Annotated in this window: 16 protein-coding genes and 1 pseudogene; 13 read left to right on the forward strand and 4 right to left on the reverse strand. The window is 64.3% G+C overall.

The window, feature by feature from the left end; all coding sequences use genetic code 11:
• The first annotated feature begins 102 nt into the window (after positions 1-102).
• The 8 genes from CI805_RS18355 (at position 103) to CI805_RS18390 (ending at position 11,376) form a co-directional block, all read left to right on the forward strand.
• Positions 103-1,305 (forward strand): MFS transporter, encoded by a 1,203-nt coding sequence (locus tag CI805_RS18355; RefSeq protein WP_260928131.1) that lies wholly within the window; start codon positions 103-105, stop codon positions 1,303-1,305.
• A 29-nt stretch (positions 1,306-1,334) separates the two neighbouring features.
• Positions 1,335-2,399, forward strand: coding sequence for an aromatic ring-hydroxylating dioxygenase subunit alpha (locus CI805_RS18360; RefSeq protein ID WP_260928132.1), 1,065 nt, complete (start codon positions 1,335-1,337; stop codon positions 2,397-2,399).
• A gap of 386 nt (positions 2,400-2,785) precedes the next feature.
• Entirely contained in the window at positions 2,786-4,321 is a 1,536-nt protein-coding gene (locus CI805_RS18365) for a TonB-dependent receptor (RefSeq protein ID WP_260928133.1), read from the forward strand.
• On the forward strand, positions 4,206-4,868 hold the full coding sequence (locus tag CI805_RS21225; protein ID WP_409934965.1) for a TonB-dependent receptor domain-containing protein: 663 nt from the start codon (positions 4,206-4,208) through the stop codon (positions 4,866-4,868). The genes CI805_RS18365 and CI805_RS21225 overlap by 116 nt, the downstream gene beginning before the upstream one ends.
• A gap of 25 nt (positions 4,869-4,893) precedes the next feature.
• A complete protein-coding gene (locus CI805_RS18375) occupies positions 4,894-5,871 on the forward strand; it encodes an MBL fold metallo-hydrolase (RefSeq protein WP_260928135.1) in 978 nt (325 codons plus the stop codon).
• A complete protein-coding gene (locus CI805_RS18380; protein WP_260928136.1) occupies positions 5,868-6,938 on the forward strand; it encodes a lactonase family protein in 1,071 nt (356 codons plus the stop codon). The genes CI805_RS18375 and CI805_RS18380 overlap by 4 nt, the downstream gene beginning before the upstream one ends.
• A gap of 70 nt (positions 6,939-7,008) precedes the next feature.
• Positions 7,009-8,892, forward strand: coding sequence for a hypothetical protein (locus tag CI805_RS18385; protein ID WP_260928137.1), 1,884 nt, complete (start codon positions 7,009-7,011; stop codon positions 8,890-8,892).
• Positions 8,893-9,120: 228 nt separating this feature from the next.
• On the forward strand, positions 9,121-11,376 hold the full coding sequence (locus CI805_RS18390) for a TonB-dependent receptor (protein ID WP_260928138.1): 2,256 nt from the start codon (positions 9,121-9,123) through the stop codon (positions 11,374-11,376).
• Positions 11,377-11,529: 153 nt separating this feature from the next.
• Here CI805_RS18390 and CI805_RS18395 read toward each other — a convergent pair whose 3' ends face one another.
• Genes CI805_RS18395 through CI805_RS18405 form a run of 3 tightly spaced genes read right to left on the reverse strand, consistent with a single transcriptional unit; the run spans position 11,530 to position 14,187 of the window.
• Positions 11,530-12,390: a bifunctional 5,10-methylenetetrahydrofolate dehydrogenase/5,10-methenyltetrahydrofolate cyclohydrolase gene (locus tag CI805_RS18395; RefSeq protein ID WP_260928139.1), complete on the reverse strand. Its 861-nt coding sequence runs from the start codon at positions 12,388-12,390 to the stop codon at positions 11,530-11,532.
• 12 nt (positions 12,391-12,402) lie between these two features.
• Complete coding sequence (purU, locus tag CI805_RS18400; RefSeq protein ID WP_260928140.1) at positions 12,403-13,269, reverse strand: formyltetrahydrofolate deformylase; 867 nt, start codon at positions 13,267-13,269, stop codon at positions 12,403-12,405.
• Between the two features lie 45 nt (positions 13,270-13,314).
• Positions 13,315-14,187, reverse strand: coding sequence for a methylenetetrahydrofolate reductase (locus CI805_RS18405; protein WP_260928141.1), 873 nt, complete (start codon positions 14,185-14,187; stop codon positions 13,315-13,317).
• A 325-nt stretch (positions 14,188-14,512) separates the two neighbouring features.
• On the opposite strand from CI805_RS18405, the gene CI805_RS18410 reads away from it, so the two are divergent.
• Positions 14,513-15,844: an aminomethyl transferase family protein gene (locus tag CI805_RS18410; RefSeq protein WP_260928142.1), complete on the forward strand. Its 1,332-nt coding sequence runs from the start codon at positions 14,513-14,515 to the stop codon at positions 15,842-15,844.
• A 79-nt stretch (positions 15,845-15,923) separates the two neighbouring features.
• Here CI805_RS18410 and CI805_RS18415 read toward each other — a convergent pair whose 3' ends face one another.
• A complete protein-coding gene (locus tag CI805_RS18415) occupies positions 15,924-16,823 on the reverse strand; it encodes a LysR family transcriptional regulator (RefSeq protein WP_260928143.1) in 900 nt (299 codons plus the stop codon).
• Positions 16,824-17,406: 583 nt separating this feature from the next.
• Between CI805_RS18415 and CI805_RS18420 the strand changes: the two genes are divergently transcribed.
• The 4 genes and pseudogenes from CI805_RS18420 (at position 17,407) to CI805_RS18435 (ending at position 21,223) form a co-directional block, all read left to right on the forward strand.
• The gene (locus CI805_RS18420) at positions 17,407-18,066 is read left to right on the forward strand and encodes a hydrolase (RefSeq protein ID WP_260928144.1); all 660 of its coding nucleotides are present in this window, start codon (positions 17,407-17,409) and stop codon (positions 18,064-18,066) included.
• 137 nt (positions 18,067-18,203) lie between these two features.
• Complete coding sequence (locus CI805_RS18425) at positions 18,204-19,040, forward strand: alpha/beta fold hydrolase (RefSeq protein ID WP_260928145.1); 837 nt, start codon at positions 18,204-18,206, stop codon at positions 19,038-19,040.
• 26 nt (positions 19,041-19,066) lie between these two features.
• The gene (locus tag CI805_RS18430) at positions 19,067-19,312 is read left to right on the forward strand and encodes a XapX domain-containing protein (RefSeq protein WP_260928146.1); all 246 of its coding nucleotides are present in this window, start codon (positions 19,067-19,069) and stop codon (positions 19,310-19,312) included.
• A gap of 64 nt (positions 19,313-19,376) precedes the next feature.
• A pseudogene (locus CI805_RS18435) lies at positions 19,377-21,223 on the forward strand (amidohydrolase).
• The last annotated feature ends 18 nt before the right edge of the window (positions 21,224-21,241 follow it).

Here is a 21,241-nt window from a genome sequence, read left to right on the forward strand (position 1 = left end):
TAACCGCACCAATGTTGTCCGGCCCGGCCATCTTGCTCTCCCCTCCTCCCCGCCGCAGGTTCCTTTCAAGAACAAAGGCCTGGGAGAGCAGTTTTGACAAGCGTGGCCGAGAAGAACCTGTCGTGGTTCCTCATCGTACTGATTTACATCAATGGTCTGGCCGGAATGCTGGTCGTCAGCGCGGCGCTGCCCGCGTTGCCCGGCATCGGGGCAGAATTTCACCCGCAATCGCCGGCGCTGATCGGCCTCGTCATGTCGATGCCCGCACTGGCAGCGGCAACCTGCTCACTGCTGATCGGCGCTCTGGTGGACCGGATCGGCGACCGCACCGTGCTGGTGCTGGGGTGCCTGCTGGTGCTTGCCGGAGACATCGGCGTGATCGCCTCGCCCTCGATCGAACTGCTGCTGGCCTGCCGCGTGCTGGCAGGGCTCGGCTATGTCTGCATGGTCGTCGCCGCCGTCACGATGATTACCCGGCTGACCTTCGGCAGGACGCGCACCGCCGCGCTGGGCCTGTGGTCCACCGTGATCCCGGCCAGCTTCATCGTCGCCTCTATTTACGGCGCCGTAGCGGGGCAGACGCTTGGCTGGCGCTGGATCTTCGGCGCCCATGCCGCTTTCGTGGCGATCCTGGCCGTGCTGGCGCTGGCCCTGCTGCCCGGACGCGAAGTGCAACTCACCGGCCCCTCGCGCCTCAAGGGCCTTGGCGCCGTATTGCGCACGCCGTTCCCCTATCTGCTGGGCATCTCGTTCGCCGCTGCCGCTTTCCTGCAAACCGGCTTCGTCGCCACGCTGCCGCACATGCTGGGCGCCAGCATCGGGCTTGGCAAGAATCTGGCCTACAGCTTCAACGCCGCCGCGATGCTGTGCAACGTGATCGGCGCGTTCTCGTTCGGGCTGGTCTATAATCGCGGGATCAGCGCAAGGGCGCTGGGCTTCGTGGCGGTCGCCTTGTGCGCCCTTCCCGGCGCACTGCTGGTCATGGCGCCGGGAACGCCTGCGCTGGCGATGCTGCTCAATTGCCTGATGATGGCGGGGCTTGGCCTGCTGGTGGGCATGTGGGCACTGATGCCGCAAGTGGCACCCTCGCCCACCTGCATCGGCGCGACGAGCGGCCTCATCACCCAGATCACCCTGCTCGGCGTGCTGTTCGGACCGCCCGTCGCCTTCGCCGCAGGCAGCTTCGGCGCGCACGGCACCCTGATCTATCTGCTGATCGGCGTCGTCATCAGCCTCATCGCCCTGCCGGTCTGGCAGCGCTCCGCCCATCCCATCGCCCGGTCTGCGCCGCTTGTTGCGCACTGAGCACCTGCCTTCCTGAAGGAACCTGCCCCATGTCCATCGAAGCCGACTTCACGCAAGGGTTCGTCCGCAACCACTGGTACGCCGCCGCCTGGGTTGCCGAGCTCGGCGAGCGCCCTTTCCCGCGCACCATTCTGGAAGATCGCATCGTCCTGTTTCGCCAGCCGGACGGCACGCTCGGCGCGCTCGAAGATCGCTGCCCGCATCGCCTTGCGCCGCTGTCGATGGGCGAATGTGCCGACGGCGGCCTGCGCTGCGGCTATCACGGCATGGTGTTCGACGCGACGGGCAAGTGCATCGGCATTCCGGGGCAGGACATCATCCCGCCGACGGCCAAGGTCCGCGCCTATCCGGTCGTGGAGAAGTACGGCCTCGCGTGGGTCTGGACGGGTCTTGGCGCCCCCGACCACGGCAAGCTGCCACAAGTGCCCGGCTATGGCGAGGCGGGATGGTCGATCCTCGATGGCGGATACCAGCACCACGCCGGGAACTACCGCATCGAGATCGAGAACCTGATGGACCCGGCACACACCACGTTCCTGCACAAGGAAACGATCGGCAACCGCGCCGCCAAGGATGTGCCGGTCAAGACCACGCAGGACGACAAGGGCCTGTCCGCCTTTCGCTGGATCGAGAACGTACCGCCCTCGCCGCTGGACCAGAAGAGCCGCGATTTCGGCGACACCAGAGTCGATCGCCGCATCGCGTTCAATTTCGAGCTGCCCGCGACGTCGTTCGTCGACATCGCGGTGATCCCGAGCGGCATGGAGCGCAGCGAGGAAAACCTGATGCACGGCGGCCTCAGGACCTTCAGCTACAAGTTCCTGACGCCTGAAACCGCTGGTTCCACGCACTTCTTCTGGCTGCACCTGCGCAGCTTCCGCCAGGGCGACAGCGATTTCGAGGCCGTGCTGCGCGCCAGTCTGGAAAAGACCTTCACCGAAGACAACGAGATGGTCGCCGCGATCCAGAAGGAACAGGAGGCGACCGGGCTGCGCCAGCGCACCGCACTTGCCATCGACCGCGCGCCGATCATGGCGCTGCGCATGATCGACCGCCTGATCGCGGCGGAAAACACCGTGGGGGAGGCGGCCTGAGGCCAAAGCTCGATGAGCCTCTCTCATCGGGATTTGGTCAAGCCCCGTGTGGCGCTTGAACATGTCCAAGGCGTGATGCGTCAGCATCTCAGCGCCTTGGCATGAAACGTCCTGCGACAGAACAGGGCAATTAGTTATCGGCAATAGCACATAATCAAGGAAATCATTTGGGGCACGAACTGCAACAGTCTGGAATGGGTTTTGAGACTGCCGGTCACGCAGATCAATATTCATCCTGCTGTAATATCATAAGAATCAAGACGCCGACCGTTCTTTGCGCCGACCAGATCGGCGCAGGATACGGGCGGCGGAAAGACATAAGAATACATAATCGAGAGGTTGCCCCCCATGACCGCTTTTCATTCCGCCCTTCGCGGAGACATCGCATGATGTTGCCCGCCGCGCAGATCAGCCAGGCGCCCGTCGTCCAGTGCGGCGCCGATGTTCCTTCCGCCAAATCCGCATCCTCGCCCCCGGCACCCTGCAAGAACGGTCGTCCATCCACAGGCTCGAAGGCACAACACCATCAGGCGCAGGATGAGCGGCCTTCGCCCATCGTCGTCATTCCCTCGCCCATCGGTGGACTTGCCGAACCGGCCAGCCACGGCCCGCAGCCCAACAATGTCTCGCCCTCGATCGAGCCGCCCGTGCAGAACTATGTCGACGGGGTTCCCTACCTGTGGACGCCCGGCCCGCTGTTCAGCCTGCCCGACGTGGCGCAAGTGTCGATGATGCAGGCCGCCGGGGGCAGCGATTACATGCGCGGCGCCCCGGACGGCACGCTTCAGGTGGTCACACGCACGCCGCCGCGCGCATTCACGGCGGATGTCTCTGCGACCTACGGGAATTATGGAACGGTCGGCGCGTCCGGCTATGTCGCAGGCGGGCTGGCATCGAACCTCACCGCCAGCCTTGCCGGGCAGTATCACCAGCAGTTCGACGGCTTCGGCACCAACCTCTACAACGGCAAGGACGTGCAGGACGGCTGGAACGTGGCGACACGCGGCAAGCTGCACTGGACGCCGGGGCCGGACACCACCATCGATCTGGAAGCGGACTACTATCGTTTCCGCGCAGGCAACCCGGCGATCCGCAACACCGGCCTGTCGCTGCTGGGCACGACCGCGCCGGGTGGTGCCTACGATGTCGACAGCGAAATCCAGCCCGATATCCAGAGCCGCTACGGCGGCGCCAGCCTTGTCATCAAACAGGCGCTGGACAGCATGGACCTGACCAGCACCAGTGCCTATCGCGAAGGTCGCCTTGCCGTCGCCATCGATGCCGACACGACCGAACAGGACATTCTCAGCATCGAGCAGCACCAGATGCTGCGGCAGGCCTCGCAGGATCTGAAGCTCTCGTCGCAGGCAGGCGCGCCGGTTTCCTGGGCGCTGGGCCTGTCCTACCTGCATTCCACCAGCGGCTACGATCCGGTGATTGCCAGCGGCGCCTTCTTCGCCGGGCCGAACACGCTTTATGCGACCAGCAAGCTGGACAGCTATGCCGCCTATGGGCACGTCTCTGCCCCATTGTCGCCCACCACCACGGCGCGCATCGGCCTGCGCTATACCATCGACAGTCGCGCCATTTCCCAGAGCCAGACCGAGACGGTGGGCGATGTAGTCAGCTACGTCGATACGCCGCAGTCCGAAGCGCATACGTTCCATGGCCTGACCGGAGACATCGGGGTGGAGCAGCGCCTCTCGTCCGTGCTCACCGGCTACGTCACTTACGATCATGCCCAGCAGAGCGGCACGCTGCTGCCCAACACTTTCCCCGCCCTGACCATCAAGCCCGAAACGCTCGATGCGTTCCGAGCAGGGTTCAAGGCGGTCGCCGGACGCGGGGCCTTCGTCGCCAACCTTTCCGCCTTCCTCAACGACTACACCAACATGCAGGCCATGCAGCGGGTCGAGGGCTGACCTATATCCTCAGCGCCCCAAGGCGCGCAGCTATGGCCTTGAGGGCACGCTGTTCGCCAAGGTCTCCTCCCGACTGACGGTCAACGGCGGCCTGACCTGGACCCACGCGCGCTACACCCGTTTTCCCGAGGCGCTGATCTCCACGCCGCTGGCCACCGGCGGCAACAGCGTGGTGACGGGCGATGCCAGCGGCAACGACATTCAGGACATGCCCGCCTTCACCATGACCCTTGGCGCCCGCTACGACCTGCCCACGCGCTGGGGTACATTCTCGCTGGGGGCGACCAACTATTACAACAGCGGCTATGCCAGCGAGCCGGACAATCGCCTGCGTCAGCCCCGCTACGATGTGCTCGACACCTCGCTGACATGGACCTCGAAGGATCACCGGCTTTCCGCCCAGCTGTGGGCCAACAACATCACCAACACGTTCTACGTCGCCGAACTTACCGCGCTGCCCGTGGGTGACAACCAGGTCGCTGCGCCGCCGCGGACTTTCGGGCTGACCATCGGCTACCATTTCGGAGGAACCGACAATGCCCGTTAACCGGCTATCCCTCGGACTTGCGTTGATGAGCGCGACCGCTCTGGCTGCGCCTTCGCAACTGGAGGCACAGGCACAAGCGCCCGTCGCTCACGCCCCCTCCTCGGGACTGTCGATCACCCTGCTCGGCACGGCCGGAGGTCCGCCTCCGCATGCCGATCGCTCGCAGCCCGCCACGTTGTTGCAGATAGACGGGACGAGCTACCTGATTGATGCCGGCGAGAATGTCGGCCAGCAACTCAAGCGTGCCGGATCGGCACCGCAAGCGGTGACGACGACGTTCATCACCCATCTGCACTGGGACCACACGCTGGGTCTCGGCTACCTGATGGCCACGGGCTGGATGATGGGACGCAATGCGCCGATGGCCATCTGGGGGCCGCCCGGCACCAGCGAATACGTAACCCGCGAAACGGCGGCCCTGAAGATTGGGGAGGACATCTTCCACGATCAGACTCCGAACCGCCCGGCGCTGGCATCGCTTTACCCGGCGCATGACGTAGATGTGGGCACCCCACGCGAAATCTACCGCGATGCGCATGTCACGGTCAGCGCCGTGGCGAACACCCATTACGGTACGCTCAAGACCGCCACGCGCGATTACGGCCCGCAAAAGTCCTATGCCTACCGCTTCGACACCGCGAAAGGCTCGGTCACGTTCACCGGCGATACCGGCCCCTCGCCCGCCGTCGCCAACCTTGCGAAAAACAGCGATGTGCTGGTGAGCGAGGTCTGCGATGTCGACGGTATCCGCGCCACGCTGCTCGAAACCATGCCCGCCGACAAGATCGGGCCGCTCATGGAACACATGGAACACGAGCACCTGACGCCCACCGAAGTCGGCAAGCTGGCGCAGGCCGCAGGCGTGCACGAAGTGGTGCTGACGCATTTCGTGGTCGGCAAGAGCTTCGACGCCAAGCGGATGATCGCCGAAATCCGGCAGGCCTATCCGGTCGGCAGGATCGTTCTGGGCAAAGACCTTCAGACAATCGCGGTGACGAAGTGACCGAACAGGATCGCCCGGTGCTCGTCTTCATCGGCACGCAGGACAAGGCCATCCACGCCGCTCTGCTCTCGCGCCGCAGCGGCGTGCTGGAACCGCTGGGGCCGGTGGCCGAGGTCGAGCGGCCGACCTTCGTCCTTGCCGACCCGGTGCGCTCGGCCCTTCATTGCGTGAGCGAAATGGGCAACCGGGGCGAATGCATCGGCTCGGTGCACAGTTTTGCCGTGGATCGTTCGACCGGCGAACTCTCGCCGCTGGGGCACACGCCCTCGGGCGGCGGCGGCCCCACCCACTTGTGCGCAGCGACCGACGGTGGTGCGCTGTTCATCGCCAACTTCGGCGGCGGCGAGGTGGCTTCGCTGGCGCTGAACGATACCGGAGCGCCGAACCCGGTCGCATCCGTGCGGATCAATCACGGCAATGGCCCGCACCGGCGCCAGCAGGGCCCGCATGCCCACGGCGTCACCCTCTCGCCGGACGGACGCCATCTGCTCGCCCCGGACATGGGCGCCGACAGGGTGTTCGTCTATCCGATGGAAGCGGACGGCCTCACGCTGGCACCGGCGCTTCCGACCGACGCACTGGTTCCGCCCGGCGCCGGGCCGCGCCTGATCCTGTTCGGTGCGGATGGCCGGTTCGCCTATCTGCTGACCGAGCTTTCCGCCCATATCGTCACCTGCGCATGGCACGCTGAAACCGGCGCACTGTCTGCCCTCGACGACATCGCGCTCGATCCGACGGATGTGACGGAGGGCACCAGCGCGGCGGGCTTTGCCATCTCCGGCGACGGCGCGTTCCTCTACGCCAGCAACCGGCGCACTCATGCGATCCATGTCTTTGCCATCGACGGCGAGACGGGACGCCTCAAGCCCCTGCAGACCGTCCCTTCGGGCGGCGAGAAGCCTTGGGCCATCGAAATCACGCCATGCGGAGGGTGGCTGCTCGCCGCCAATCAGGCCTCGGATCGCATCGCCCTGTTCCGCCGCGATCCGAAATCGGGGCGGCTGGGCTCGCTGTGCAGCGACATGACCGTGCCTTCACCCACCGGGCTTGCCTTCTTCATGCCTTAGCCCGCTTGCCGACCCTTCCTACTTACAATATATCTAAAACATATCTTATTTCGAGTCTTGGGAGTCTAACGTGACCACGCAAATCCTCTCCACCGGCGCATCGACAGGCAAGAAGGGCGTAATGCTGATGAACCGCATCGGCCCGTCGAAGTCCGCGCTCTACATCGCCTCGGCCGACGGCAGCGACGAACGCGCGCTGCTGCCCGAAGGCACGTTCGATTTCCACGGCAGCTTCTCGCCCGATGGCCGGTCGATCACGTTCACGTCCGAGCGCAACGGCGACGGGCAGGCCGACGTCTTCGTGTGCAACGTCGATGGCAGCGACGTACGCGGCGTGGTCGAGACCAGCCATGTCGAGGATGTGCTGGTGCTCTCGCCCGACGGGAAGACCGGCGCCTATGTCTCGACCGAGGATGGCTACACCGCCAATATCTGGACCATCGACCTTGCCAGCGGCAAGCGCACCCGCATCACCCATGGCCGGGTCAAAACCAGTGACGATCCGAAGGACAGCCCCGAAGGCAGCTTCCGCCCCGCATGGTCGCCCGATGGCGAATGGATCGCCTTCTCGTCCGACCGCGACACCGAATGGTACGGCCATGGCGACGGGCACGGCTGGGAGCACACGCAGGAACTCTCGATCTACGTCATGCGCAAGGACGGATCGGACGTGCGCAAGATCATCGGCGCCAAGGACATGTGCTATGGCGCGCCCAAGTGGTCGCCCGACGGTGCGCGTCTGGTGTTCTATGAAATGGAGCGCGAAGCGACCTGGGGCGCGCGCCGCCCGGAATGGATCGGACGCGTGCATTCGCAGATCGTCTCGGTGGATGTCGCGACCGGGCAGGACCGCATCGACCACACCAGCGGTCCGCACCTGAAGCTGGCGCCGCAGTACATGCCCGACAGCGTCAACGTCGCCTATTACATCAAGGCAGGCGGCGGCGGGCCGAACATGCGCGCGACCGATGCCGCCTGGGTGCAGGCCGACGTTCCCACCGGCCTCTACTACACCGACGGTCGCCCGCCCGTCCTGCGCCAGATGCGCTCGCCCTGCTGGTCGCCGGACGGCACGCAGGTGATCTACGAGAAGGTCGGCTTCGCGTTTCGCGGTCAGGGTGACGAACTCTATTCGTGGGATGCGGACTGGGACTATCGCCATACCGACGTGTTCCCCGTGCTGTCGCGACAGGGCCGCGTGTGCATCACCGAAAAGCAGCAGGGCTGCTCCTCGATCGTCACCTGCAAGACCGATGGCTCCGACAAGTTCACGGTGTTCGACGCCTCCAAGGCGGGGCTCGATCCCCTGCAGAACAAGAAGGGCCTGGCGGGCGCCTTCCAGCCCGGCTGGTCGCCCGATGGCGAGTGGATCTGCTTCGGCGTCGGTGCGTGGTTCGATGCGCGCTCGAAGGGCAAGTCGCGGATCCTGCGCGCCCGCGCGGACGGCTCGTATCACGAGCCGCTGACCGACGGCACCGAGCAGGTCGGCTTCCCCAGCTACTCCGCCGATGGCCGCTTCGTGGTCTATCGCGCGTGGGAGATGGACAACTGGGGCCTGCGCATCGTCGATGTCGAGACCAAGGAAGTCCGTGTGCTCACCACAGCGATGGACAACCTGCCCGCATGGTCTCCGGATGGCGAGCGGATCACCTTCACCCGCGAATACGGCAAGGCGAACTATCACGTCTGCACGATCCGCCCGGACGGCACCGACTTCCAGTGCCTGACCGAAACCGGCGCGAACGATGGGCATTCCGTCTATACCTGGGACGGGCGCATCGCGTACTCCACCGGCATGTACGGCTTCCGCGACGAGGCCGCCGCCTATGACTTCACGTTCCAGCCCTATGGCCAGATCATGATCATGGATGGAGACGGATCGAACAAGCGGCTCGTCACGGACAGCCTGTGGGAGGATTCCATGCCCTGCTATATCCCGGCAGAGTTCCTCTAAGCCTCAATAATATCATAATAAACATGCGCGCACGATGGCCTATTCCGTCGTGCGCGCAGTTGCGTCAGCAATGACCGGCGCCACCGTATTTCACTTTATCCCGTCATTGTTGCGCGTTTTGTACATTCACCTGTCCCAAACGCGCTCTAGCCAGGCGAAACACTTGCGATTTACCATCACTCCACAAGACAACCGGCCACAAAGGCCGGACAAATGGGGAGAGTACCGATGGGACCGAGTTCACCGTCCGCGTCCGCACGCCTGCGCCGCATCCACACCGCCATCCTGACGACAAGCTGCCTCGCCGCCGGTGCTCTGGCGGTTCCTGCCATGGCGCAGGACACGGCGGGCACGTCCGAACGCGGCCTTCAGGAAATCATCGTCACCGCGCAGAAGCGTGCCGAAAACCAGCAGGACGTGCCCATCGCGGTGACGGCTGTCTCCGCCGCCACGCTGGAGAACGCGCATATCACCGACACTTCGGACCTCAAGGCGGTGGCGCCCAGCCTGAACTTCAGCACCGCCGTCGGCGGGTTCGGCCTGCCGCGCATTCGCGGCGTCGGTTCGACCGGCGTCGGCCCCGGTATCGAGAACCCGGTCGCGACCTATATCGACGGGGTCTATATCAGCTCCCCCATCGGCGCGATCACCGGCCTCAACGACATTGCGCAGGTTGCCGTACTCAAAGGGCCGCAAGGCACGCTGTTCGGGCGTAACGCCACCGGCGGCCTGATCCAGATCACCACCCGCAAACCGTCCGATACGCCAACGATGAGCTTCCGCGTCGGCTACGGCAACTACGATACCGTCACCGCCTCTACCTATATCAGTTCGGGCATCGCCCACGGCCTCGCCGCCAGTCTGGCCGCGCAGTACGAGAACCGGGGCGACGGCTTCGGGGTGAACGTCCACACCGGCAACCCGATCATGACGCAGCGCAGCTTCACCACGCGCGGCAAGCTGCGCTGGGACTCCGACGATGGCGACACTTCGGCGGAAATCTCGGCGGACTATGCCAAGGTCAGTGGCGTCAACCCGGCCTTCCGCCCAATCAGTCTGAACGTGCTGGGCGCCTATGCCGGAGGTGACAAGCGCGACATCGATTCCGATATCGATCCGGTCATGCGCTCGCGCCAGTACGGCGCCAGCCTGACGATCGATCATGACTTCGGCGGCGCCTCGATCAAGAGCATCAGCGCCTACCGCAACATGCGCCTCTACGTCGCCTTCGACCCCGACGGGACGACCGAGGACGAATGGGCCTTCATTCCGGGCGCCAACGGCCCTGCCCTGGGCTTCGCACACGGCTACCTGATCGAGAACACCCAGATCGACAAGTCGTTTACGCAGGAAGTGCAACTTCTTTCCAACGGCAGCGGCCCGTTCAGCTGGGTGCTCGGCGGCTTCTACATGTGGAGCCAGGGGCTCTATCAGCCCGGACGCAGCACGAATGCCTTCCTGACCTCGCTGGGGCGCTACACCGATGTAGATGCGCAGCAGAAACTCAACTCGCTGGCAGGTTTTGCGCAAGGCACCTATCGACTTGGCGAGGATACCAATTTCACCGCAGGTATCCGCTACACGCACGATCGCCGCGAAGGTCAGGGTATCCGCATCACCTACGATGCAAACGGCAATCCCCTGCCAGTGCAAACACCGCCCCAGGGCGTGGAGGAAAGCTACAAGGACACCTTCCCCAAGGTGACATGGCGCCTTTCGCTCGATCACCGGTTTTCGCCCAATGTCATGGCCTATGCCAGCTACAACCGGGGCTTCCGCAGCGCCGCTTATGTCGTGGGCAACTTCGGTCTGGCGACCAGCATCACCAACAAGGTGCTCAAGCCCGAAGTGATCGACGCCTACGAAGTCGGCCTCAAGACCGACCTGTTCGACCGCCGCCTGCGCTTCAATCTGGCCGGATACTACTACGATCAAACCAACGTACAGGTGATGCAGATCCAGAACGGCATCCAGACGATCTACAACGCCAAGGGCGCGCATATCTACGGCCTCGATGCCGATTTCCAGTTCGAGCCGATCGACCATCTGCTGTTCACCGGCGGCTTCAACTGGACCCATGCGCGCTACACCCAATTCCCCAATGCGCAGCTGACTGTTCCCAATCCGGCGGGCGGCAACACGCTGACCACCGGCGATGCCAGCGGCAACCGCCTGCAGAACGTGCCCGACTGGACGCTTTCGGTGGGCGCCAGCTACCAGATCGGAAAGGTCACGATCGCGGGCAACTACTACCACAACGACGGCTGGGCCGCCGACCCGGACAACCGCGTGTGGCAGCCGTCCTACGATCTGGTCGATGCCTCGATCACCTGGAAATCGGACAAGGGTCTCAGCCTTGCCGTCTGGGGCAAGAACCTGACGAACCAGTTCTATTTCCAGCAGCTGGGCGCCAGCAACTTTGCCGACAACGGCGTTCAGGCCAACCCGCGCACCTATGGGGTGACGCTGGGCTACGACTTCTGACAACAGCGACAGCCCTATCCCCGTCTCCCCGGGGATTGCCCCGTTCCCGCACGGCTTGGGAACGGGGCCTTTTTCTGAGTGCTTCGATCAGACGCAAAACGGGCGCGAGGATTGCTCCTCGCGCCCGTTTTCGCCTTCTCGATAAGGAGAAGATCAGCCCGCGCTGCGGACCGCCGCATCCACCGTATTACGCAGAAGGCAGGCGATAGTCATCGGGCCGACGCCGCCCGGAACCGGGGTGAGCACACCGGCATGGCCGCACTCGTCCGCCGCCACATCGCCCACGATCCGCGACTTGCCGTCTTCCCCGGCGATACGATTGATGCCGACATCAATCACCACTGCGCCGGGCTTCACCCAGTCCCCGCGCACCAGCCCTGCACTGCCCGCCGCAGCCACCAGAATATCGGCGCGGCGCGCGATCTCGGGCAACCCGCGCGTGCGGATATGCGTGACCGTGACAGTGCATTCGCGTTCGAGCAGCAACAGTGCCAGCGGCTTGCCGACGATGTTCGACTTGCCGATCACCACCGCGTCCAGCCCCCGGAAATCGGGCACGACCTTCTCCAGCAGGATCATGCAGCCCAGCGGCGTGCACGGCACCAGACCGCTGCCCGCCCCGGTCGACAGACGCCCGACGTTGACCGGGTGAAAACCGTCGACATCCTTGGCCGGCACAATCGCGTCGAGCACCTCGTCCGCCGCGATCTGCGGGGGCAATGGCAACTGCACCAGAATGCCGTGGATCGCGGGATCGGCATTGAGCGCGGCGATCAGCGCGAGCAGTTCGGCCTGCGCGGTATCGCCCGGCAGACGATGCTCGACAGAGACGATCCCCACGCGCGCCGCCGCGCGCTGCTTGCGCGAAACGTAGACGTGGCTGGCGGGATCGTCTCCCACCAGCACGACGGCCAGCCCCGGCGTGACACCGCGCCCGGCAAGCTGCGCGATCCGCCCGCGCAGTTCGCTTTCGATTTCGGCGGCGATCACGTCGCCGCGCAGGATTTCAGCCATGGACCCGCCCGCTCAGTTTCCGAACACGACGGTCTTCCCGTCGTTCAGGAACACCCGGTGAGTCAAGTGCCAGCCCACCGCCTTGCCCAGCACCCGGCTCTCGATCTCGCGCCCCTTGCGCACGAGGTCCTCGGGCGTGTCCTCATGGCTGACGACTTCGGCGGCCTGATGGATGATCGGGCCTTCATCCAGATCGCCGGTCACGTAGTGCGCGGTCGCCCCGATCATCTTCACGCCCCGGCGATGCGCCTGATGATACGGCTTGGCGCCCTTGAAGCTGGGCAGGAACGAGTGGTGGATATTGATGCACCGCCCCGAAAGCCACGCCGCCATGTCGTCCGAAAGGATCTGCATGTAGCGCGCCAGGATCACCAGTTCGGCACCGGTTTCGTCCACCAGCGCCTTGATCCGCGCTTCCTGTTCGGCCTTGGTCTCCTTGGTGATCGGCAGGTGATGGAAGGGAATGTCGCCGATGGTGCTGACGGTCATCGCCGAGGCCGGATGGTTGGAGGCGATGGCCACCACGTCCATCGGCAACTCGCCCATGCGCATCTTGTAGAGCAGATAGCCAAGGCAATGATCGAACCTGGAGACGAGGATCAGCGTGCGGACCGGGCGCCCGGTCACTTCCAGCCGCCAGTCCATTGCGAACTCATCCGCGATGCCCGCCATGCGTTCGCGCACCAGCGCATCGTCGCGCTCGGTCTCGAAGACCACGCGCAGGAAGAACCGGCCGGTTTCGCGATCGTCGAACTGGCGGGACTCAAGGATATTGCCTTCGTCGGCAAGGATCGCCCCGCTCACCGCGTGGACGATCCCGGTACGGTCCGGGCAACTGACGACAAGAGTGTAGGAATGGGGCGTATCGGACTGAGCCACGGGTATCTTCTCCTGAGTTTATGTTCTGAAAAATCGGTACGGCGTTCAGGCCGTGCAGTGTGCGCTGTCAGCCAGTACGCCCGCGATCCAGCCGCCCACTTTATCGAAGCCGCCGAACGGGAAGACATGCAGGCGGACAACGCCATCGCTAGCAGGGCCATCCGCCGCCGGATCGAGCCGGGCGCCCAGCTTCGCGATAAAATCGTCGGGGCCTGCCTGTCCCAGCAGGCGGCTGAGCGAAAATCCGTATTTCGCCACGGCACTGGCCGAGGCGGTCACGCCGCAGCGCGCCGCATAGCGCAGCAGCGTACGCACGCTGGTAGGGCCGGGAATGCCGATGCGGATCGGCGCCGTAATGCCGCGCGCGCGCACATCGCCGATCCAGTCCGCCACGCGATCCGGATCGAAGGAAAACTGCGTGACGATCCGCGCCTCGATCCCGCGCGCGGACAGCGCCTGCAGCTTGGCATCGAGCGCGGACCACAGCACGTCCTGCGCCACATCTGGATGACCATCGGGATGGCCTGCGACGCCGATGTGCGTGAAGCCGTGCTTCTCGAACAGCCCGCTCCCGATCAGCGACAGACTGTCCATGAACGGTCCCTCCGGCCGGGCGATGTCGCCCGCGATCACGAAGGCGCGCGTCACCCCCGCGTGCAGCGCCATCGCGGCAAGCTGGCTGTCGAGCGCATCGAGCGAGGCAATCCGGCGCGCGCTGAAATGCGGCACGGGTTCGAGCCCCGCCGCCCGCACCGCCTGACAGGCGCGCAGGCGCGCCGCGTCATCCTCGTTGGCGAGATAGGGGACATAGACCTCCTGCGGGCGCGGCATCGCCCCCGGCAGATCGGCAAGTTTGCCCGCATCGGCAACAGTCGTCTCCAGACTGTAGCCTTCCAGCAGTACTTTGACGGAAACCATACAGGGTGCATCCTCGAATTCTGGCTATGCACCGTGCCTGCCATCGCGAGGCCTGCGGGAATAGGAGCCGAACCCGCAACAATGTGGTGCGGGCGGCGCCGCCTTTGCCCGCCGGGTAAGCGCATGGATTGGCGGCCTGCACCGCTGCGCGGGCCGGCAACGCCCGCGCCCGCCGGGCGTAGCGTGGTCCATCGCCGCTGTTACCGATCCCGCGACAATGTTGCGCCAATTCGTGCCATTCCGCCCCCGCCGCTTGCTTGCTAGGTCACAGGGCGAGGCCGTGAACACACGGCATCACGAGGATCACCCGGAAAGGATTTGAGAGATGAAACCCAAGAGCCTGCAGCAGGCCATCGACGATGCCGGTTCGCCCATGGGTGTGGTGTGGAAGCCCAACGCCAAGGCGTGGGAAGTTCCCGTCATCAAGCCCGAATATATCGGCTGGCGCGAGGAACAGGCCGCCTGGCGCGATGGCGTCGCGCTCAGCGACCTGTCGCATCACATGTGGGATCTGTGGGTCGAAGGCCCCGATGCCCAGCGCCTGCTGATGGACTATTCGGCCAACAACTACGAGAACTTCGTCGTGGGGCAGGCCAAGCAGTTCGTGCCCGTCACCGAGCGCGGCCTGCTGATCACTGACGGCATCCTGATGCGCGACGCCGAAGAGCGCTTCAACCTGTCGGGCGTTCCGGCCTCGCAGTCGTGGATCCGCTATCAGGCCGAAGTCGGCAAGTACGACGTCGAACTGAAGGTCGATCCGGATTCGGGCCTGCGCAAGGAAGGCCAGCCGATCGTCTTCCGCTTCCAGATCCAGGGTCCGCTGGCCATGGCGCTGAGTGAAAAGCTGTTCGGCGGTCCGCTGCCCAAGACCCGGTTCTTCCACTCCACGCCGGTCGAACTGGAAGGCCGCAAGTTCCGCGCTTTCCGCCACGGCATGGCGGGTATGCCCGGTTACGAGTTCATCGGCGACTGGGCGGATGCCGCTTTCGTGAAGGACGCGATCCTGAAGGCGGGAGAGGAATTCGGCATCGTCCACGTCGGCGGCAAGGCCTACTACACCAACGGCATCGAGAGCGGCTGGATTCCGACGCCGACGCCCGCGATCTTCACCGATCCCGAGCTTGCCGGCTATCGCGAGTGGCTGAGCGTGTTTTCCTACGAAGGCCAGAAGCCGCTGCACGGCAGCTTCTATTCGGACGACATCGCCGATTACTACGTCTCGCCCTATGAACTGGGCTACGGCAAGTCGATCGCCTTCACGCACGACTACTGCGGACGCGAGGCGCTGGAGAAGAGCAAGGATGCCGTCGCCCGCCGCAAGCGCACGCTGGTGTTCGACGAGGCGGACAGCGCCCGCGTGTTCGGCAATCCCGACTATCTCAACACCTATGGCCGCTACCGTCTGGAAACCGCCGATGGCCAGCTGGCGGGCATGTCGTTCCAGACCGGCCTGATCGGCCCGCTCGGCAAGATCCTCTCGCTCGCGCTGGTCAACGATGCGGTTGCCGCGCCGGGCACCGAGCTGACCTTCGTGTGGGGCGAGCATCCGGGTCCGGGCCACGCCGTCGATGGCGACTATGGCTTCGAGAAGCTGAAAGTCACCGTTGCCTCGTCGCCCTACAACGATCACGCGCGCACGGATTACCGCAAGGACTGATCCGCCGCCGCTATCCTCTCACGGAAAAGCCCGCCTTAAACAGGCGGGCTTTTTTATGGCCTAGAAAGCAATACGGCGATCACACCGGGAAGCGCCGGTGCTTGAACCAGTCCGCCAGAAAATGGATCAGCGCCCGGCTCTTGCGCGGGGCGTCACCGCCCGGCGCAAAGGCGATGTAGAGCGGCCTGCGCGCCACGGGCAGTTCGGGCAGGACTTCGATCAGACCACCCTTCTCCAGTTCCTGCCGCACGATGCCCTTAGGCAGCATCGCGATACCAAGGCCACTGGTCGCCGCCTCGCGCAAGGCGAAGACGCTGTTCGACGTGTAGCGCGGTGGCTGTGGCAGGGTGACACGCTCGCCATTCTCGAAGCTCCACGCCACTTCCCCCAGCTTGGCAAGGCACGAATGGCCTGCCAGTTGCGCCACGCTTTCCGGCTTTTCGCGTTCGTCGTAATAGCCCGGCGCGGCCACCAGCACATGTTCGATTGCGCCGATCTTCTTCACCATGATCGAGGAATCGCGCAGGATATTGGGCTGGATGCACAAGTCGTACCCCTGCGCCAGAAACTCGTGCGGGTGCGAGGCGGAGGGTTCCTCGAAATAGATGCGGATATTGACGCCGGGGTGAAGCTGCGCGAACTCGGCAGTCGCCAGCGAAATGCCGAAGCTGCCGATCCAGATCGGACACTGGATCGAGATTTCGCCCTCGATCTCGTCACGGATCGCGGCAAGCTGCTCCTCCCCGTTGCGGATCTCGCCCAGTACCCGCTCGCACAGCGCGCTGTAGCGCAATCCCGCCTCGGTCGGCGTTACCAGCCGGGTGGTCCGGTTGAGCAGCTTGATGCCCAGATGCGCCTCCAGATCGGCGACATGGCGCGAAACCAGCGTGCGCGAAATCGCCAGATCGTCGGCAGCCATCGTGAAATTGGCGTACTTCACGACCTTGAGAAAGGTCGTCATCGTCGTCAGCCGGTCCATGCCGCCCGTCCCAATCGTGTTCTGTTTCTAATCCCGCGACAATACGCCGAGTGGGCAACAAAGCGATATTCCACCGACCATGACGGCGATAAATTCTGGACCAAGGTGCGTCCCGCCCTGCCTTCTGCGGCCAAGGCCTTGCCCTTCCGCACTGCCCAGCCATCTTTTCTATTTTCCAGAACAGACTTACGGATTTTATCCGTCTTATCGGAAAAGACTATTTCTCATACAACGGGCTCAACGAAGCGGATCGCACCGAATACCGCTCACCTGAGGAGACACCACGATGATCGAACTTCCCTCTTTCGACAGCCCCGGCATCGGTTTTCCCAGGGCACGGCACTTCACAGATCGCCATACCTGAAGCTCCAACCCGTTTCCCGATCGTGTGTAATACCAAGGGTTGATTTCGCGCAGATACAGCGCGGCCCATAACTCTCTCACAAACTCGAAAATAGCTGCCCCGCCATCCGATCTTTTCGACCCGGTCGAAAGTTCGGACGCGACCTTCTGCGCCTTCCTTCCGAAGCGGTCACGCCGTTTTCGAAATGCTCTTCCACCTTACAACTCAAAGGATCCGACTATGACTCTTACCGCCACTGCCACCCCCGGCAACTCGCTTCTCTCGCCCGGCAATCACGCCCTCGTCCTGATCGATTTCCAGTCGCAGATGGCCTTTGCCACCAAGTCGATCCCCGCCGAACTGCTGCGCAACAACGCGGCCCTGATCTCGCGCGGTGCCAAGTCGTTCAACGTGCCGACGATCCTGACCACGGTGGCCGAAAAGAGCTTCTCCGGGCCGATGTTCGACGAAATCACCGAGGCGTTCCCCGGTCAGAAAATGCTCGACCGCACCTCGATGAACACCTGGGAAGACGAAGCCGTGATCGCTGAGATCAATCGCATCGCCAAGAAGCGCATCGTCTTCGCGGGCCTTTGGACCTCGGTCTGCATCGTCGGCCCGGTCGCTTCCGCCATCGAGCAGGGCTTCGAGGCCTATGTCATCACCGATGCCTGCGGCGATATCTCGCCCGAAGCCCATGAGCGCGCGGTCGAGCGGATGGTCCAGTTGGGCGCCGTACCGATGACCTCGCTGCAGTACCTGCTCGAACTCCAGCGCGACTGGGCCCGTACCGAGACGTACGAGAGCACCACCGGCATCGCTGCCAAGTGGGGCGGCGCCTATGGCTTGGGCATCAGGTACGCCAAGACCATGTTCGGTGCTTCCGAAGGCGGTCACTGATACACTGCTCGGGACCGGCCACCGATCTTCTCCCCCCGCTCCCTCATCGGCGGGCCGGTCCCATCCTGTGTGTACACGTCAAGTGCCGCTCCATTCCTTTTCTGTCCGTTTCAACCCGTTTCGAAAGGATAACTTCCATGGCCTATGTAACCACCTCCGATGGCGTCGAAATCTTCTACAAGGACTGGGGTCCGAAGGACGCGCAACCGATCGTCTTCCACCATGGCTGGCCGCTCTCGTCGGACGACTGGGACACCCAGATGCTCTATTTCCTGAGCAAGGGCTTCCGCGTCGTCGCCCATGACCGTCGCGGCCACGGTCGCTCGGCACAGGTCAGCGAAGGTCACGACATGGACCACTACGCCGCCGATGCCGCCGCCGTGATGGAGCACCTCGACCTCAAGAACGCCGTCCACATCGGCCACTCGACCGGCGGCGGTGAAGTGGCGGCCTATGTCGCGCGCTACGGCATCCCGCAGGGCCGCGTCGCCAAGGCCGTGCTGGTCAGCGCCGTGCCGCCGATCATGCTCAAGACCGAGGCTTATCCTGACGGTCTGCCGATCGAGGTCTTCGATGGCCTGCGTGCAGGGCTTGCCGCCAACCGCGCGCAGTTCTTCCGCGATGTTGCCGCAGGGCCGTTCTACGGCTTCAACCGCGAGGGCGCCGACGTGAAGCCCGCCGTCATCGACAACTGGTGGCGTCAGGGCATGATGGGCAGCGCCAAGGCGCACTATGAAGGCATCAAGGCCTTCTCCGAGACCGACCAGACCGAAGACCTGAAGGCAATCACCGTCCCCACGCTCGTCCTGCACGGCGATGACGATCAGGTCGTGCCCTACAAGAACGCCGGTGTGCTGCAGGCCGAGATCCTGCCGAATGCGACGCTCAAGATTTATCCGGGCTTCTCGCACGGCATGCTCACCGTCGATGCCGACACCATCAACCCCGACCTGCTCGCCTTCGTGCAGGCCTGACGCGAAACGCCGGGGAGACCCAACCGATGAAAGCCTACCTTTTCTCGCTTGCCGCCGGACTGCTGGTGGGTGTCGTCTATTCACTCCTCGGCGTCCGTTCGCCGGCGCCGCCGATGATCGCGCTGGTCGGACTGCTGGGCATCCTGCTGGGCGAGCAGATCATCCCCCTTGCGGGCAGCATGCTGGCGAAGAACCACCTCGCCGAAGTCGTCATCTCCGAATGCCGCGAACACGTCCTCGGGCGCCTGCCCGGCCACAAAGACAACGCCTGACAACGGGGCCTGAAAACGAGGGCCTGATAACAGGGCCTGATAACAGGGCCGGAAGGATACGCTCATGACCGATACCATCATCATCAACGCCAAGGTCACGACCCTCGACCGCGAAAATCCGCAGGCAGAGGCCGTCGTCATCCGCGACGGCAAGTTCCTGACCGTCGGCAGCGAGCAGGAAGCGCGCGAGGCCGCCGCGCCCGGCGCCACCGTGATCGACGCCAAGGGCCGCCGGATGATCCCCGGCCTGATCGACAGCCACATGCACATCATTCGCGGCGGCCTGAACTTCAACATGGAACTGCGCTGGGACGGCGTGCCGACGCTGGCCGATGCCATGGCGATGCTGAAGCGGCAGGTCGACAACACGCCTGCCCCGCAATGGGTGCGCGTGGTCGGCGGCTTCACCGAACACCAGTTCGCCGAAAAGCGCCTGCCCACCATCGAGGAACTGAACGCGGTCGCGCCCGACACGCCTGTGTTCATCCTCCACCTCTACGACCGGGCGCTGCTCAACGCCGCCGCGTTGCGGGTGGTCGGATATACCAAGGACACGCCCAATCCACCGGGCGGCGAGATCGTGCGCGACGCGGCAGGCAATCCCACCGGTCTGCTGCTGGCCCAGCCCAACGCCACGATCCTCTACTCGACGCTCGCCAAGGGACCGAAGCTGCCGCAGGACTATCAGGTCAACTCCACGCGGCATTTCATGCGCGAAGTCAACGCGCTGGGCATTACCGGCGTGATCGATGCGGGCGGCGGCTTCCAGAACTATCCCGATGATTACGAGATCATCGAAAAGCTCCACGCCGAAGACCAACTGACCGTGCGGATCAGCTACAACCTGTTCACCCAGAAGCCGAAGGAAGAGCTGGCCGACTTCTCGGGCTGGGTGAAGCAGGTGACACCGGGTCAGGGCGACGACACCTATCGCCACAACGGTGCAGGCGAGATGCTCGTCTATTCCGCTGCCGATTTCGAGGATTTCCGCCAACCCCGCCCGGACATGGCGCCGAGCATGGAAGGCGATCTCGAACCGGTCATCCGTCTTCTGGCCGAGCATCGTTGGCCCTGGCGCCTGCATGCGACCTATGACGAGACCATCGGCCGCGCGCTCGACGTCTACGAGAAGGTCAATCGCGACATTCCGCTCGAAGGCATCAACTGGTTCTTCGACCATGCCGAGACGATCAGCGACCGCAATATCGACCGCATCGCCGCGCTCGGTGGCGGCATCGCGGTGCAGCACCGCATGGCCTATCAGGGCGAGGATTTCGTCAAGCGCTACGGCGCCAAGGCCGCCGAGCGCACCCCGCCGATTGCCCGCATGATCGCCGCCGGTATCCCGGTAGGCGCTGGCACCGACGCCACCCGCGTCGCCAGCTACAACCCGTGGGTCTCGCTGTCATGGCTGGTCACGGGACGCACCGTCGGCGGCCTCTCGCTCTATCGCGGCGACAACCGCGTCAGCCGCGAAAAGGCGCTGCGGATGTGGACGCACGAGAACACCTGGTTCTCGAACGAGGAGGGCAAGAAGGGCCGCATCAAGGCAGGCCAGCTCGCCGATCTCGCGCTGCTCTCGGACGACTATTTCTCGGTTCCCGACAACGAAATCGTCCATATCCGCTCGGTGCTAACGCTGCTCGGCGGCAAGGTGGTCCATGGCGAGGGCGACTATCGCCCGATCGCGCCGGACCTGCCAAAGCCCATGCCCGACTGGTCCCCGGTCGCGACGTTCGGCGGCTATTACCAGTCCCCGAAACCAAGCAGAAGCTGGCGTCTGCCTGCGGTTGCCATTCGGCCTGCGGTGTTCACGGACACGACCATGCCGCCGCGCTGGGGGCCGATGTTCCCGCCGCCGATGTCCAGAGCTTCTGGGGATCGCTCGGCTGCGGCTGCTGGGCCGCCTAACGCCAACTTTTCCATAAA

The organism is Novosphingobium sp. 9 (genome assembly GCF_025340265.1).
Taxonomy (GTDB): domain Bacteria; phylum Pseudomonadota; class Alphaproteobacteria; order Sphingomonadales; family Sphingomonadaceae; genus Novosphingobium.